The 15318-nt window shown below is 35.1% G+C and carries 16 protein-coding genes; 6 read left to right on the top strand and 10 right to left on the bottom strand.

What is annotated here, in order from left to right:
• Positions 1-554 precede the first annotated feature (554 nt).
• Both F6K54_RS24905 and F6K54_RS24900 read right to left on the bottom strand, forming a co-directional pair.
• The gene (locus tag F6K54_RS24905; RefSeq protein WP_293083370.1) at positions 555-1001 is read right to left on the bottom strand and encodes a tellurite resistance TerB family protein; all 447 of its coding nucleotides are present in this window, start codon (positions 999-1001) and stop codon (positions 555-557) included.
• Positions 1002-1195: 194 nt separating this feature from the next.
• Positions 1196-2503, bottom strand: coding sequence for an ATP-binding protein (locus F6K54_RS24900; protein WP_293083367.1), 1308 nt, complete (start codon positions 2501-2503; stop codon positions 1196-1198).
• 1041 nt (positions 2504-3544) lie between these two features.
• Between F6K54_RS24900 and F6K54_RS24895 the strand changes: the two genes are divergently transcribed.
• Complete coding sequence (locus F6K54_RS24895; RefSeq protein WP_293083364.1) at positions 3545-3877, top strand: TMEM14 family protein; 333 nt, start codon at positions 3545-3547, stop codon at positions 3875-3877.
• Positions 3878-4573: 696 nt separating this feature from the next.
• Here the strand turns inward: F6K54_RS24895 and F6K54_RS24890 are convergent.
• The gene (locus F6K54_RS24890; protein ID WP_293083361.1) at positions 4574-5170 is read right to left on the bottom strand and encodes a TetR/AcrR family transcriptional regulator; all 597 of its coding nucleotides are present in this window, start codon (positions 5168-5170) and stop codon (positions 4574-4576) included.
• Positions 5171-5220: 50 nt separating this feature from the next.
• On the opposite strand from F6K54_RS24890, the gene F6K54_RS24885 reads away from it, so the two are divergent.
• Positions 5221-5442 carry a hypothetical protein gene (locus F6K54_RS24885; protein WP_293083358.1) on the top strand — a complete coding sequence of 74 codons (222 nt, stop codon included), beginning with the start codon at positions 5221-5223 and terminating at the stop codon, positions 5440-5442.
• A 24-nt stretch (positions 5443-5466) separates the two neighbouring features.
• On the opposite strand, the gene F6K54_RS24880 is transcribed toward F6K54_RS24885, so the two are convergent.
• The 4 genes from F6K54_RS24880 to F6K54_RS24865 all read right to left on the bottom strand — a co-directional run bounded on the left by F6K54_RS24880 (position 5467) and on the right by F6K54_RS24865 (position 6908).
• Entirely contained in the window at positions 5467-5718 is a 252-nt protein-coding gene (locus tag F6K54_RS24880; RefSeq protein ID WP_375342001.1) for a zinc ribbon domain-containing protein, read from the bottom strand.
• Between the two features lie 237 nt (positions 5719-5955).
• The gene (locus F6K54_RS24875) at positions 5956-6366 is read right to left on the bottom strand and encodes a transposase (protein ID WP_293083355.1); all 411 of its coding nucleotides are present in this window, start codon (positions 6364-6366) and stop codon (positions 5956-5958) included.
• Positions 6344-6748 carry a hypothetical protein gene (locus F6K54_RS24870; RefSeq protein WP_293083352.1) on the bottom strand — a complete coding sequence of 135 codons (405 nt, stop codon included), beginning with the start codon at positions 6746-6748 and terminating at the stop codon, positions 6344-6346. Before F6K54_RS24870 ends, F6K54_RS24875 begins: the two co-directional genes overlap by 23 nt.
• A complete protein-coding gene (locus F6K54_RS24865) occupies positions 6720-6908 on the bottom strand; it encodes a helix-turn-helix domain-containing protein (protein ID WP_293083349.1) in 189 nt (62 codons plus the stop codon). Before F6K54_RS24865 ends, F6K54_RS24870 begins: the two co-directional genes overlap by 29 nt.
• A gap of 29 nt (positions 6909-6937) precedes the next feature.
• Between F6K54_RS24865 and tnpA the strand changes: the two genes are divergently transcribed.
• Positions 6938-7357, top strand: a complete 420-nt coding sequence (gene tnpA, locus F6K54_RS24860) for an IS200/IS605 family transposase (protein ID WP_293083346.1) — start codon at positions 6938-6940, stop codon at positions 7355-7357.
• 139 nt (positions 7358-7496) lie between these two features.
• The gene (locus F6K54_RS24855; RefSeq protein ID WP_293083343.1) at positions 7497-7742 is read left to right on the top strand and encodes a hypothetical protein; all 246 of its coding nucleotides are present in this window, start codon (positions 7497-7499) and stop codon (positions 7740-7742) included.
• 130 nt (positions 7743-7872) lie between these two features.
• On the opposite strand, the gene F6K54_RS24850 is transcribed toward F6K54_RS24855, so the two are convergent.
• On the bottom strand, positions 7873-10251 hold the full coding sequence (locus tag F6K54_RS24850) for a serine/threonine-protein kinase (protein WP_366558233.1): 2379 nt from the start codon (positions 10249-10251) through the stop codon (positions 7873-7875).
• Positions 10252-10564: 313 nt separating this feature from the next.
• Between F6K54_RS24850 and F6K54_RS24845 the strand changes: the two genes are divergently transcribed.
• Positions 10565-11014 carry a hypothetical protein gene (locus F6K54_RS24845; RefSeq protein WP_293083340.1) on the top strand — a complete coding sequence of 150 codons (450 nt, stop codon included), beginning with the start codon at positions 10565-10567 and terminating at the stop codon, positions 11012-11014.
• Between the two features lie 325 nt (positions 11015-11339).
• On the opposite strand, the gene F6K54_RS24840 is transcribed toward F6K54_RS24845, so the two are convergent.
• A complete protein-coding gene (locus F6K54_RS24840; protein ID WP_293083337.1) occupies positions 11340-12575 on the bottom strand; it encodes an NAD(P)/FAD-dependent oxidoreductase in 1236 nt (411 codons plus the stop codon).
• Positions 12576-12810: 235 nt separating this feature from the next.
• Positions 12811-12975, bottom strand: coding sequence for a rubredoxin (gene rd, locus F6K54_RS24835; RefSeq protein WP_293083334.1), 165 nt, complete (start codon positions 12973-12975; stop codon positions 12811-12813).
• Positions 12976-14107: 1132 nt separating this feature from the next.
• Here rd and F6K54_RS24830 point away from each other — a divergent pair.
• On the top strand, positions 14108-15208 hold the full coding sequence (locus tag F6K54_RS24830) for a CAP domain-containing protein (RefSeq protein ID WP_293083331.1): 1101 nt from the start codon (positions 14108-14110) through the stop codon (positions 15206-15208).
• Positions 15209-15318 lie beyond the last annotated feature (110 nt).

The following is a 15318-nucleotide window of genomic DNA, read 5'->3' as shown; positions in this document are numbered from 1 at the left end:
GAGGATAAATCATATATTCAGGAATTAGATATTTTTGAGTTGTAAACACTACATATCTATAACGTTATAGTTTTTCTCCCTATATCTATATAGTTTACTTACCTAAATTCCCATCGCCTGCCACCTATAACTAAAGTCCCGGTAGAGAGGATAAATCATATATTCAGGAATTAGGGATTTTTGAGTTGTAAACACTACATATCTGTAACGTTATAGTTTTTCTCCCTATATCTATATAGTTTACTTACCTAAATTCCCATCGCCTGCCACCTATAACTAAAGTCCCGGTAGAGAGGATAAATCATATATTCAGGAATTAGGGATTTTTGAGTTGTAAACACTACATATCTGTAACGTTATAGTTTTTGCTCACCATATACATAATAGTAGTCTAAGCAAAGGGGGCGGGCATATCAAAAGCTTAAAGCTCAGACAACGCAAGATTTTTCAGTCCTTCGCTCCTTCCTTCTTCCTTTTCTGAACAATGAACAATACTCAATTTTATTGTAGTAATTGTTCATTGAACATTCATCAGAATTAATTTTGTAATTAAATTAACCCTTATTTTTAATCATCATTACATCAATAATATTAGTAGCTACTGCTTCAGAAATTTCCAAAGCATTATACAATTCATTCAAAAGTTGTTCCTCCTCTTCAGCAAGGTCTCCATCTACTAAAACCAAGTCTGCAGTAACAGCAAAAACTGTTTCCCTTAAATCCTTTGGAAGTTTAGCAACTGCCGCATCAAACAAAGGCTTTATTTCTTTATTTTTAATCATACCAAGGAGACGATCTTGCATTTCTGCCTTACGTTCTTTTGAATAATCACTAAACAGTTGCATACGAGAGAAAATATTATTAATACCTTGAGATTCACTCCTAGTAATAACACCATCAGCAGCAACAGCAATTAAGGCGATCGCTGCAAAAGCTTCTGCTGGTTCTAACTGAATATCAGTAGCTTGCATTGTTGTTGTTCCTTGATCGAAAAGACCCATTTTAGTTACCTCATTCGTAATTTTTTTACCGTTTCTATGTTGAGAAAATATTAGGTGTTATCAAATAAGTTTTAGATTAAATATAAAACTTAAAATTTACCGAATAATTAAATTTCAAAGCCTCTTATTGTCAAGAATAAGTAATTATTAATTATTCATTATTCATTATTAATTGTTAACACCTACTACCTTCTTCAATACTTCTCAAAAACTGCTAAATTAGCTTTGAGAAAATCAATAAATTGTCGTGCCGTTCGCCCAGAGCGACCATTATGTCTAGTAGCCCATTGTAAGGCTTGATAATCTAAATCTTCAGAATTTAGATTGATTTCTGCCTGTTTTGCCAGATGTCTAACAATTGTTAAATAAGTATCCTGGTTAGCAGGTTCAAAAGTTAAAGTTAAGCCAAAGCGATCGCTAAAAGAAAGCTTTTCTTGAACTGTATCCCAATTATGAACCTCATCACTATCTTTTGGGCGAGGGCGATCATTAAAAAATTCTCTAATTAAATGCCTTCTATTTGATGTAGCATAAACTACCACATTTGCTGGTCTAGCAGTTAAATTACCTTCTAAAACAACTTTGAGAGCTTTAAAAGTATCATCATCTTCTTCAAAAGAAAGGTCATCGACAAAGATAATAAATTTTTGTGGAAGATCGCGTAATTTTTCTGCAATTAATGGTAAATCTTTTAAGTTTGATTTAGCCACTTCGACTAAACGAAGATTGCGTTGACTATACTCATTTAATAAGGCTTTTATTAAAGAGGATTTGCCAGAACCACGACTACCATATAGTAATATATTAAGGGCTGAATATCCTGCTAGGAGAAATTCTGTATTTTTGATTAAGGTATCTTTTTGAAGTTCATATCCGACTAATTCTTTTAATTCAACTGAGTCGGGGTAAGTAATAGTAAGTAGTTGGCCGTTACGCCATTCAAAGGCAATTGATTGGGCAAATAAACCTGTGCCATTCTGATGATAATGAGTGGCTAAGGTTTCAATAGCATCTGCCCAATTTTCTAAATTTATTAAATTTTTATATATAACTTCTTCTTTTCTTAATTGTAGTTCCCACACAATGGGAGGCTTTTCTAATTTTGCTATTGTTTGTATCCACTGACTAATTTTTTTACTACTACATTGATAAAGATTTTGTAAAATTTGTAAATCATGTTTTGCTGCTGCGATTAAAGTGGGAGAAAGGTCAGTCAGTTTTATTTTTTGAACTTGTTTACTAAAGGGATTATCATCTTTAATAATCTGAGAAATTATATATTCTTGCCAGGAAATATTTCTACTAGCAATAGTTCTAAACCAATTACTATAAGCTTGAATACATTCAAGGTCATTGACATTATTTTTAGATAGAGATTGTAATAGTTGAATAAAAGTTTCACCTACTGGATTTTTCAGAACAGACTGATATAACAACAGAGATGCTATTTGCTTTTGTAAGTTGTGAATTTGGGCGATCGCTTTGTAATCTAAAGAAGACATAGTTAATAATTTGATTGCCTCCGCAATAACTGCTAATTATACCAATTTGATAAATGTTTGCTACAAATAGCTAGGGTATTTATTAGAATTTCCGTTTGTCATGCTCCGCAAACAGCAACCCTGCAATTCAGAACTCAGAATTAATAGATTTAGTACCAGTTTTCAGGTCGTAAATTCTCTTTTTTATAAAAGGGAAATTTCCTACAAAATCTTTTTATTGCACTTATTATTCGTAACATTCTTTTTTAAAATTGGTATTATTCAGTCATATTTGTTCACAGTAATTATGGGTGACTCTGAAAATCAGTCTACTCTCTATAGTTATATAAAAGTATTTTTTTAGGTTAACTTAAGATATTGTCTGTTCTTTTTCCCCTGTTTTGTTTTTGAACTATTCAATTTTTACCGCATAATTAAGATTTAAAGCCTCTCCTTTAAAGGAGAAACAAGCGGTCGAGGGATGGCGAGGAAACCTTGCCATATCCAATCACCAAGAGAAGAAAAAAATTTCCTTAAGCGTGAATCCTCTTCTTTTCCAGGAGAAGTAATTGTTAATTATTAATTATTAATTATTAATTGTTGAAGACCCAGATAGAAAATATTACAGAATTCAATAAAGTGCTTTTAGGTGTGATTTTTTAGGCATATAGCAATCAGGAATCAGTTGTGAGAATTGAAGTGTTCCTTAAAAGTATAGAATATAGCAATTATTATATTAATATGGTATGTTTTTTCTTCTTCTCTGTTCCCTGTTCCTTGTTCCCAGCTCCGGTGTTCCCTAAAAGTTTCCAATATCTCACAACTCAAATCATATTGCTATAGCTTTTTAATTTCCTTTTGGTCATATTTATATGTAATAGATAGTTAGTCTTACTATTTGAGTAATTAATAACAACTTCAGACCTTAATTTTCAAGTTTTAATAAAAATCAAATGTAAAGCGATATTAAGTTTTAATAAAAATCATAACTATAAGTAGAAAAAACAACGATTATAACTGTATAAACTAATTTGAGTTGTTAAAAAATGAATACTAATAATTATGAATATTGCCATAATAGCAGCGATCGTCTATGGTATTTTAGCCATTGTTGGGGGCATTATTGGATATACCAAAGCAGGCAGCAAAATTTCTTTAATATCTGGTAGTGTAAGTGGTTTACTACTAATTGTTAGTGGTATTGTCCAATTAATGGGTATGAATTGGGGTTTAATATTTTCTATAGTTATTGCAACTATTTTAGTAATTACATTCATTATCCGTTTAGTGAAAACTCGTAAAATGATGCCTGCGGGATTAATGATTTTAACTGGTATTGCTGCTGTAGGACTTATGGTTTATCAAATTAGTCTCAACAATTCAGCCACAATTTAATAGGGAATGGATTCAACAATTAATAATAATTAATAATTAATTATTAATCATTAATTATTACCTCTCCTTGAAAAGAAGAAGATTGACTCAAAGGAAAATTTTTTCTCTCTTAGTCGATTGGATATGTTTAGGAAACCCATCCATCCCTCGACCGCTTGTTTATCCTTTAAAGGAGAGGATTTTTACCTTAATGATTAGGTAAATATTTCCCTAGTTCGAGAATAAGTAGAGAGAGATTAAAAAAACCGAAGTATGTAACAAGAAGTAAAATTTTTCAAGAGCTACTCTTTGTTCCCTTTTTATGTAAACATTCAGGGATCAGCTTTCAGCTATCAGCTTTATAGAATTAAAAGTATGAGTAATAGAATTGCCTATTACTTAACCCTAGCAATAAGTGCGAGCCACATCTACATTTCCCTCCATAGAGTTGAAAATGTAGTAAAAGTTAAACGAGTACTTGCTTCATTTATTTTTATTGCTGAGAGCTGACTGCTAATAGCTGTTTGCGCAGCATTGCGCAGGAAATGCTTACCTTTTCATAACGACCATTTTTAATCTCAACCTACTTATTTTCTAGTAGAAAAATTATCTCCTATTTCCTGCCCTATGCAAATTAAGAATCAAAATTTAGTCTTTGCTAAAAATTAATTTATAAAGACTGGAAGTAGAATAAAAAGACTAACTATTGGCTACTAACTACTGACTTAATGCTCCTTGAAATAACAAATTTAATGCACGTCGAATATATTCTGACCAAGATTCAGTTTTAGGTTGAAAAATTGTAGCATAAAGCATAATTCCACTCATAGAGTCAAATACCAAACCAGAATCTAAATCAGCCTGAATTTCATTTCTCATCTTAGCTCGCTCGATGACAACAGCAAAAGCTTCTCGTCGTGGTTGTAAATATTTTGTCCAATAAATTTGAGCAAATTGAGAATTACTAGAAGCACTACTGATAATCATGGCTACAGTTTTTCGTCCTAAAGAACTTTGAGTAATCTGTGCAGCATTTTCAATCAACTCATCAAGGTCACTCCAAATATTTCCAGTATCAGGGATACTGACATCTTGTCTAACACTTTCAATCGCATCAGCAACTAATTCTTCTTTACTATTATAGCGTCGATAAATAGTAGTTTTACCTACTCCTGCACGAGCCGAAATTCCTTCAATACTTATCTTTTCAAAACCAATTTCTCCTAACAATTCTAAAGTAGCCTTTAGTATGGCTTGATGAGATTTTGTACTGCGAGGTCTTCCTGGTATTCTTTTTTTATTGGTATTGCTCATAAGTGTTATTATTGATTTACGAAACAAATTCGTATCGTAATAATTGAATTATGAGTAAGCGCTCCCGTCCTAACTACACTAATAAAGATAGCACTCAGACTCTTCAGCAAGGATTAGAAGAATATTTTAAGGTAAATCCTAATATCACTGACTCCAGAGAACAGCCCCCAGAATTCGCCAAAATCTTGTTGGCACACGATATTTCTCATGTTGTCCTTGGTTGCGACACTGATATGTATGACGAAATCAAATTATTACCATTATCTTTGTGAAGTTCTCTCCCGTTAAATCGGAGATTATAACGGGAGCTTCTCAAACAAAGAAGTTTCTTGCTTCATAGGCTGACTAATATCTACGCCTCCACAAGCAGACAAGATGATACCCACCTCGTTTAACGCTTTATTTAATATATTAATTGCAGCGTTTTCATCTCTATCTAAAACTGTTCCACATTTATGACAAGAATGAATTCTAACTGATAAAGTTTTAGGTACTTTTTGGCCACAATTACTGCAATTTTGTGATGTATGATGAGGGTTAACTTTTATTATATGAACACCTTAAATAATTAATAATTAATAATTAATAATTAATAATTAATAATTAAAGAATCATATCAAATCCGGTAGCATCCGTGTTATTTAATCTTTAAAGATCAGAGTCTATATTGTAGGAAGAATGGCCATTTTTCCTTACCGATTGTATGACGATCGACAGTATTATACTACTGTGAAGCCAACGGATTTGATATCATTCATTATTCATTATTCATTATTCATTATTCATTATTTACCTACATCATAAATTGATTTTGATAGTTTAGTATTTTTTGCTAAACCTCTAATGTTTAGATATTCAACGGCAATTAAGTCATATTCTTTAACTAATTTATGAGCAGTCTTATAGTGAAAATCTTCTCTTTGTCTGGCTATATGTTGATGTAGTCTAGCTATTCTATTTTGTGCCGCCCTCCAGTTATTTGACCCAATTTCTTTTCTAGATACTTTTCTTTGTAATCTTGCTAAATTATATTGCGCTTTTCTGTAGAAATTAGGGACAGAAACAGTTTCACCAGTATTAGTAGTCAAAAACTCTTTTAAGCCGACATCAATGCCTACAGCAGTTTTGATATTTTCTGTAGAAATTAAACTAGGTACTGACTTATCTTCTAAGCTAAAACTTACATCCGGGACCATCAGCTTTTTTGGTTATAGTTGCAGTTTTAATCGTAAAGCCATCTGGAATTGGTCTATGAACTATGACTGGAATAGTACCAAACCTACTAATAATTATTTGCTTATCATCAAATTTAACCGCTGCTTTAGGATGATTGACTCTGCTGAAACAAAATGACCTTAACTTTCCTGATTTTTTGAATCTAGGTCGCCCTCCACGTCGGCCTTTTTTGTCAGGTATTAACCAACGTTTCCAAGTTTTATCTAGTCTTTGTAAGTTAATTTGCTGAACTTCTGAATATATTTCGCAATAGTCAGGAAAGAGAATTTTTGTCTGTTTAAGTGCCGACTGCTGGAAATAATAATCTACCTTGCTAGGAATCTCGCCAATAGGACATGACACTTATCGAACAACGGTCAATTTGACATCTGGTTCTATTCAACCAGTCTAGTCTTTGACCTAGGGCGTAATTCCAATGTCTCCGTAACAGTTCTAGCCAATAATCAATTTTGGCTGACTGTTCACGAGTGGGCTTGATTTTATAGCAATGAGTAATTATCATATATTTGATATTACACTTACCGCTATATTATGTCAAACAATTATCACAAAAGTTTTAGGTCTGTTTATTCTCTTACTGTTCATATAGTGCTGGTCACTAAATACCGTCAAAAGGTAATTAATTCTCAAATACTTGAGCGGCTCAATCAAATATTTAGTGAAACTTGTCAAAAGTGGGAATGTGAGCTGGTTGAGTTTAGCGCTGAAGTAGACCATGTACATTTATTAATCAACTTCAACCCCAAAGTTCAACTGAGTAAATTTATAGCCAATCTCAAAACCGTTTCCAGTCGGTTAATCAGGAGAGATTTTGCCGATTATCTGGCCAGATTTTATCGCCTACCTGTACTGTGGACTGGTTCTTATTTTGTTGCTAGTTGCGGAGGTGTAACTATTGAACAACTTAAAAAATATGTTGAGCATCAAACAACTCCAACGTCAATTAATTAGTAGCTCTGCAATTCCCCTACCGTTAAATCGGAGATTATAATGGGAGACCCCTTACCGAATAAGTTGGACAAGTGATTTTAAGTTTGATGATTATATAAATATCCGTAAAGACCCCAAAATCAGACCAGCAATAGACATTATGTATGATGACTTAATTAAACAGCATGGGGTTTTATGGTTGTATAGTTCAATTTTATTTGTGTTGCCACGGTTACTACCAGAAGTAATAATTATTTGGTTTAATACTCGTGGCACAAGAAAATATTACCAGTTTCTAAATTATGAGTCTCTACTTAACCGTTCTCTTCTAGAAATACGTCAGGAGTTCGACCTATTACAATCCAAACTACAGATTTATATACTACTTTTAATGATACGCTCTTGAAGTGCGGAATGTGGGATAAAGCCTCTCCATGAATGGAGAAAAAAGAAAAAAATCCTTTTATCCAACCCTCTTAATTTATAAGAAGAGGTAATTCTAAATTCTAAATTCTAAATTCTAAATTCTTTAATTACTATCTTCGCCAAAGTTTAATAGTTCTGTCTTTACTACCACTAGCAATACTATTACCATCAGGACTAAAAGTAACCGTATAAATTTCATCTTTATGCCCAGTCAAAGTATTAACTAAAGCTCCTGTTTCTAAATCCCATATCTTAATATTATTATCCTTACTACCACTAACAATATATCGACCATCTTGACTAACATCAACAGACACAACTTCAGCAGTATGACCAACAATAGTTTTGATTAACTCTCCTGTTTCTAAGCTCCAAATTTTAATAGTATTATCGTAACTCCCACTAACTATTTTTTCCCCATCTGGACTAATATCAACAGACCGAATTACTCCTTCATGTCCAGTCAATGTATTAATTAATTCTCCAGTATTCAAATCTTCAATTTTTATAGTTTTATCTGCACTACCACTAACCAATTTTCTGCCGTCCGGACTAATAGCAATAGAATAAACTACATCTGAGTGATCGGGGAAATTAAAAATTAATAAACCCGTTTCTAAATTCCAAACTTTAACTGTTTTATCTCCACTAGCACTAGCAATAGTTTGATTATCAGAACTAATAGCAACTGACCAAACAGGTGCCCAATGCTCAAATACTTGAAATAATTCTCCTGTTTCCAAATTCCAGATCATTACTCTCCAATCATAAGTACCTGCCACTAATTTAGTACCATCATTATTCACAGCAACTGACCAAATTGGAGAATCATCTCCATCTAATGTGTTGATAACTTTTCCTGTAGGAACTTCTAAAATTTTTACCGTTGTATCTCTACTTCCAGTAACTAAAGTTTTGCCATTAGAACTAAATGCAAGAGTACCTATAGAAGCATTAAACTTAGACAAATCTTCAACTTGATAATTCTGCCAATTTATACCTTGTTGACAATTTTGTAAAATAGATTTTGCTTCAGCAAAAATGCTAGATTTTTCACTAATTAGAGTTCCTTGATTGATACATTCTTCATAGTTGCGATCTATGTATAAGTTTTTTACAAAATTAAATTCTGCCAATTCTTGTTCTTGCTGTTGTAATACTTGTTGTTGACGTAGTTGTAAATAGTTTTGGAATTTAAGATATCTATATATAGCAAAAATTATTACAATTAAGGCGGCGATAAATCCTAAAATCAACTGCCAATTAAAAGATGATTGTTTGTTGTTACTGCTAAATATTTTTGTAAATTTAGTAAGTATAGATTTCGGAAAAATTCTGTTTTCTATTAATTTTATATCTTCTTGAGTTAGTCCTAAAACTTGCTGTAGACGTTCTAACTCCTGGCGAGTTTCTTGACTAAAAGGATATTCTTGCTGAATCGCAGTTTTTAATGCTTGTTCATATGTTTCTCCTTTCACCCGATATTTACGGTAAGGATTTAATACTTCATCCTCAATTATTTCCATTTCTTCCCGCGAGAGTTCTAAACTTTCTCTAAGTTCATCTAAAATTATTCTCCCGATAGTAGAAATATCTCCTTGATCGCTAGCCAGACGCATCACCTCTTGCCGATAAATTTCTTGATTATCTATAGCTAAACTTGGAAAGTGATTAATTTTTTTTAAATCTGCTATAACCTCTGCTGCTGACTGGTAACGTTCGTGAAAGTTATAGCGCACCATCTTATCTAAAATATCTGCTAGAGGAGTAGAACAATTTGTTAGGTATCGCCAAAAAATATCTTTTTTTTCGCTATTGTCATTATCTTTTAGTTTCGATAATTCGCTACTAGGTAATCCAGTAATTGCCTGAATACCAATCATTCCTAAAGCATAAATATCGCTACTAAATTGAGGATTATATTCAAATTGTTCTATTGGCATATATTCCATAGTGCCAATCCTAGCTGTAGGATTTTGCTGACCAATATTAATTTCTTTGACAGCTCCAAAATCAATTAAAACTAATTTGTTATCCGATTTTCTTCTAATTAAATTAGTAGGCTTAATATCTCGATGAATCACACTATTTTCATGCACAAATACTAAGATTTCTAAGACTTCATTGAGAATTGAAATTACTTGTTTTTCAGATAGTGGTTTACCCGGTAATATTTCACGGTCCAAAGATTGGCCAGCAATAAAAGATTCAACTAGAAAAAACTCTCGATCTTCTTCAAAATATGCAAGTAGTTTCGGAATTCGATCATGTTGAGAAAGCTTTTCTAACATTTGTGCTTCTTTTTGAAATCGATCGCGAACGATATCAATTAATCTTCGATCGTAAATACTTGGCTGCAGATGCTTAATAAAACATTGTGCTTTTCCAGGACGACGAATGTCTAAGGCCAGATAAGCATGGCCAATTTCCCCTGATTCAATAATTTTAATAATTTGATAGCGTCCATCTAAAATATCACCAATCATCATTATTGTGGTAGAGCCTTTTTTAGTTGATTATGGCATGAAACAACTTACTCATTTTGACATCTGTAGTTATAGAAAAAATAGTTTTAATTAAGAATATTTTCCTGATACCAAAATTGAAAATTAGAAGCTTAATTGTAAGCCTTAATCATTAATTGAGACAGATATGTTACTCCAGAACACAAATTAATTCTGAACAAAAGTGTAATACAGAAACCAAAATAATAATTTTGGCCATTCAAAACAAAAGCACTATTTTGGTAGTGCTATTATAGATAGAACCAAAGCTAAAATCAGGTAATAGGGAGTTAAGTGGATGAGTCATGAAATAATAGCAATTAGGAGACCTGTTAGACCAAAACAGCCTATTGAGCAAAATTCTCCGCAGGAGGAGCTTCAAGAACAAACTAAGTCAAAAGTCGAAAAACCAAATCCCATAAAAAATAGCCCCTCATCAAGAAAAGAAGGTACAAATGTAAGGCAATTACCAAAACCTATAAGTAAACCAGAAAGACCCAAAAGACCAGGAAAACCAAGGCTAAAAGAATCTATCCAACAAGTCACCAATGCTGACGGAAAAGTTTTTAGTTCGGGGGATAAAATTTTAGTATCAGCACCCTGGAGTAGTATGGTGGAAGCTGAAATTACCGGTTTTTATAAAAGTCCTGAAGGTTCAATCTGGGCAATTTTTCTTCCCCAAAAATCTCTACCTAAATGGAAGTGGGAAAAAGGTTGCATTCGGGCTGAATTATTAAAACAACCATAATTAGGGTTTGCGCTCAAAAGTCTTTTAGTAGGGGTAGGAGACAGGAGACAGGAGACAGGAGACAGGAGACAGGAGGAACGGGGAATGATAGAGGAGATAGTAGGAAGAATCGTCCCTTAATTTTTCTGCCCAACTCTTGAGCAAAATCTTAAATTTTTGAACCATTACCACCTAAAACATCGCACTTTTTGATACTTAAAAAGGCTAAAACTTTTATCTGTAAAGACTTTTAAATTTAATCAGCAAGCCCTAATTAGAGTTTGCTGAAAAAGTCTTATAGGTGAAGGTAGGAGTCAGAAGTCAGGAGTCAATGCACCCCAAACCCCTAACCCCTAACCTTCATCCCTTGACCTGCTAACCATCCAGTTGTCCATGCACTTTGAAAATTAAAACCTCCAGTCACTCCATCAATATCTAATATTTCACCAGCAAAATATAACCCCTGACAACAACGACTTTCCATAGTTTTAAAATTAATTTCTTTCAAATTCACCCCACCACAAGTAACGAACTCTTCCTTAAAAACCCCTTTACCCTGAACTTGATATTTACCTTGAGTTAATTCTAAAATCAACTTGTTAATAGCTTTCTTTGATAACTCCGCCCAACGTTTTTGCGGGTCAATACCCGCAGCTATAATTAAACTTTCCCACAAACGGCGCGGTAAAGAAAACGGACAACTATTAACGATCGCTTTCTTTTCCTGAGTTTTGAGTCCTAATAACTGTGTTCGTATATCCTCTGGGTTAAGGTGGGATAACCAATTAATCAATAGATTAGCTTGATAGTCATTTTCATGGAGAAATCTTGCACCCCAGGCGGACAATTTCAAAACAGCAGGGCCACTTAAACCCCAGTGAGTCACGAGTACAGGTCCTGTTTGTTTTAATTTAGCCATCGGCAGTTGTAAACAGACATTCTCAACCGAAATACCTGCTAACTCTTGGAAGCGCGAATCAGAAATTTTAAAAGTAAATAGAGAAGGTACAGGTGCTACAACCTGATGACCCAATGCCTTTGCCCAACGATGGCCAAGGGGACTACTACCAGTTGCTAAGAGTAGGCGATCGCATCCCACAATTTCTCCCGATCTTAATCTGATTTCAAATAAATTATTATCCTCCACTGTTGACTTTCGTGTTACAGAAACCACTGCTGCACCCGTGCGAATACTTACGCCTCGGTCTAATGCCACCCTAGTTAAACACTCAACTATTGTCGCAGAATCATTAGTACTAGGAAACATCCGTCCATCTGCTTCTGTGTTTAACTTTACCCCTCTTGCTGTAAACCATTCCACAGTATCACGGGCCTGAAATTGACTAAATGCACCCCGAAGCACTTTACTTCCCCTGGGGTAATTTTGAACAAAAATTCCTGGATCGAAGCAAGCGTGAGTAACATTGCAACGACCACCGCCAGATATACGCACTTTAGCCAGAGTTTGTCGCCCTGCTTCTAAGATGGTGACATTAGTGTGGGGGGTGCTACAGGCGATCGCTCCAAAAAAACCTGCTGCTCCCCCACCTACAACTACAATTTTAAGAGGTGGGAAAAACATTTTATATATATAAAAGCAGTCAAAGCATAACTTAGAACATTACTAAATGTTGTTTGCGCAGCATTTCCACAGGAAGAACTAAGTAGTCGTGTAAAAATAACTTGAACAGTTTTTTTGATGGAAGCTATATTTCACAATTTATCCCAGATAAAATTTGTACAACTTATTCTTACATGGCTCCTAAGTCAGAGATTACTTCTGACTTCTGACTTCTGACTTGCGCGTAGCGCTATAGTTACTCTTCTACTGGTTCAAAATCATCTTTGTCTACTCCGCACACTGGGCAAGCCCAATCATCGGGAATTTCTTCAAAGGGGGTTCCTGCTGCTATTCCTGAATCTTCATCCCCTTCTTCTGGGTCATATATATATCCACAAGCATTACAGACATATTTTTTCATTTTAATATACTCCTCTCTAATAGTTCACCTGGATTTTACAAGTTTGTGGGTTAGAGGTTCCACTGTCAAATTGCAAAGTTTTGTTAACTTTTTGGGTTGTCCTGCTCGCTTCATTAATTGATAATTGATAATGGATAATTGATAATTACCTCTGGTTAAAACCGCTACGGAATTGAATATAAGGAGATATTATTTCTTTTCTCTTGGTCGATGATCGGACAGCGAGGAGACCCGAAGAGTGACAGAGCCACTCCGCTTTATATGTTGCGGAGCAAAACGCCATCCCATCCTACGGAATGCTCCGCAAACGACCGCTGTCTTGGTCGATTGGATATGGCGAGGGGACCTCGCCATCCCTCGACCGCTTTTTCCCCTTAAAAGGGGAGGCTTCAAGGCGCGAATTATTTAATTATTAATTATTAATTATTAATTATTCGGTAATGGTGAAAAGATATATTTTTTAATTTCTTCCCAAACTCCCCAAATTCCCCTCCCAGGAGCAGTAGGGGTGAGTCCCCAAACTTCCCACACACTCTCTACCATTACTATGCACCACTACCACTTTTTGATGGTCTTTTACTCACTTCAGCCAAAGTAGACCAAAGCAAGAATGTTTTCCGGAATGTCTGTACTGTTAATTGTAGTTTTGGCTTTGTGGTTTATCTATCTGAAAAATGGGAGATGAAGGGTCATTTCAGTTATCAGTTATCAGTTATCAGTTATCAGTACCTCTGCAATAAAAGAGGCTACGAAAATACGGAATTCTCTTTTCTCTTAGTCGATTAGATATGGTGAGGTTTCCTCGCCATATCTCGACCGCTTTTTATCCCCTTAAAAGGGGAGACTTTAGACCACAATTCCTTGGTAATTTTTACTACTGGCGTGTCAAGCTGAAAATGGTGTATTAAATTTTTGAGTATAATTCTTGCCCTGACTAAGGTTTGGAGAATTTTCCTAAAACACTATTTCAAGCTTGACGCGCTACTACTGTCTTCTGACTCTTTTCTTCCAGATATCTAAATATGTATTTTTACAGGTAGATGTTTGACACTCCAAGGACTAAAGTCGCGTGGATTCTTCTTTGACTAGAATTTAATTCTCAGTAAAAAAAAACTAATAAAACAGGTAACAAATGGAAACCGAACTTACACCTAATGGCAATAACTTGCTCGCCACCGATAGTGCAGAAGCGATCGCTCTTTCCTCTGGAGAACTCACTAATTTTCCCGATGGGTTAGCTGCTCTTAGTGGCAACGATACAGTTACGGGGTCTTCAGACTCAGAGGTGATCATGGGAAACCGGGGTGAAGATAGTCTTGTTGGTGGAGGAGGGAATGATACTTTAATGGGTGGCAAAGACGATGATACAGTAGAAGGAGGTAATGGTAACGACTTAGTTCGTGGCGATCGCGAAGCTGATGTTGTTAGAGGGGGCAATGGTGGGGATAGTTTATTTGGGGGCAAAAATAACGACCGCCTCTTTGGAGATGGGGGCAATGATGTTTTATTTGGCGATCGGGATAATGATACTCTTAGTGGTGGTTTGGGGCAAGATACTCTTAATGGTGGAGCAGGTAGCGATGTATTTGTCTTAGAAAATGGTGCAGGTGTGGATGAAATAGCTGATTTTGAAAATGGTATCGATATAATTCAACTACCCGATGGTTTAAATTTTAACAATATTAGTTTACAAAGTAGTCAGCAAAACACTGTGATTATCGATCGCCTCACTGGAGAAACTATAGCGCAAGTAAATAATGTATCTGCAGGGAGTCTCAGCAGCGCCAATTTCTTATTTGAACCCTCTTCAAATACTGAAACAGATAATCAAAATTTCATTAATAGAGTTGTTGAACTGACGAACCAAGAGCGCACCCAGTTGGGTTTATCTCCCCTGAGTACAGATCCATTATTAGGTCAGGCAGCGCAAATTCACACAGAGAATATGGCACTGCAAGATTTTTTCGAGCATATAGGGTTAGATGCTTCGTCGGCAGGCGATCGCATTGAAGCTACAGGTTATGATTTTTCAGCTTGGGCAGAAAATCTGGCGGTAGGGTATTTGACACCGGAGGCAGTAGTAGAAGGATGGATGAATAGTCCCGGACATCGCGCTAACATTCTCGATCCAAATTTGCAGGAAATTGGTGTTGGTTACTATTTCTTAGAAAATGATACTGGTAACGTTAATTTCAACCATTATTGGACGCAAGTATTTGGAACGCCTTTGTAGAGGAGTAGGGGAGTAGGGGAGTAGGGGAGTGGGGGAGTGGGGGAGTGGGGGAGGTGTGGGGAGTAGGGGAGTAGGGGAGTGGGGGAGTGGGGGAGGGGGGGAGAGTTCGG

Source organism: Okeania sp. SIO3B5, assembly GCF_010692555.1.
Classification (GTDB): domain Bacteria; phylum Cyanobacteriota; class Cyanobacteriia; order Cyanobacteriales; family Microcoleaceae; genus Okeania.
The sequence above is the reverse complement of the archived record's forward strand: the minus strand, read 5'-3'. Positions and strand labels throughout refer to the sequence as shown.

Excerpts from the sequence above, each read along its gene's own strand:
- F6K54_RS24845 (WP_293083340.1), top strand. The coding sequence starts at position 10,565 with ATGAGTCATGAAATAATAGCAATTAGGAGACCTGTTAGACCAAAACAG.
- tnpA (WP_293083346.1), top strand. The coding sequence starts at position 6,938 with ATGTCAAACAATTATCACAAAAGTTTTAGGTCTGTTTATTCTCTTACT.
- F6K54_RS24840 (WP_293083337.1), bottom strand. The coding sequence starts at position 12,575 with ATGTTTTTCCCACCTCTTAAAATTGTAGTTGTAGGTGGGGGAGCAGCA.
- F6K54_RS24855 (WP_293083343.1), top strand. The coding sequence starts at position 7,497 with ATGTATGATGACTTAATTAAACAGCATGGGGTTTTATGGTTGTATAGT.
- F6K54_RS24895 (WP_293083364.1), top strand. The coding sequence starts at position 3,545 with ATGAATATTGCCATAATAGCAGCGATCGTCTATGGTATTTTAGCCATT.
- F6K54_RS24890 (WP_293083361.1), bottom strand. The coding sequence starts at position 5,170 with ATGAGCAATACCAATAAAAAAAGAATACCAGGAAGACCTCGCAGTACA.
- F6K54_RS24850 (WP_366558233.1), bottom strand. The coding sequence starts at position 10,251 with ATGATGATTGGTGATATTTTAGATGGACGCTATCAAATTATTAAAATT.
- F6K54_RS24875 (WP_293083355.1), bottom strand. The coding sequence starts at position 6,366 with ATGGTCCCGGATGTAAGTTTTAGCTTAGAAGATAAGTCAGTACCTAGT.
- rd (WP_293083334.1), bottom strand. The coding sequence starts at position 12,975 with ATGAAAAAATATGTCTGTAATGCTTGTGGATATATATATGACCCAGAA.
- F6K54_RS24885 (WP_293083358.1), top strand. The coding sequence starts at position 5,221 with ATGAGTAAGCGCTCCCGTCCTAACTACACTAATAAAGATAGCACTCAG.
- F6K54_RS24900 (WP_293083367.1), bottom strand. The coding sequence starts at position 2,503 with ATGTCTTCTTTAGATTACAAAGCGATCGCCCAAATTCACAACTTACAA.
- F6K54_RS24905 (WP_293083370.1), bottom strand. The coding sequence starts at position 1,001 with ATGGGTCTTTTCGATCAAGGAACAACAACAATGCAAGCTACTGATATT.
- F6K54_RS24865 (WP_293083349.1), bottom strand. The coding sequence starts at position 6,908 with ATGATAATTACTCATTGCTATAAAATCAAGCCCACTCGTGAACAGTCA.
- F6K54_RS24830 (WP_293083331.1), top strand. The coding sequence starts at position 14,108 with ATGGAAACCGAACTTACACCTAATGGCAATAACTTGCTCGCCACCGAT.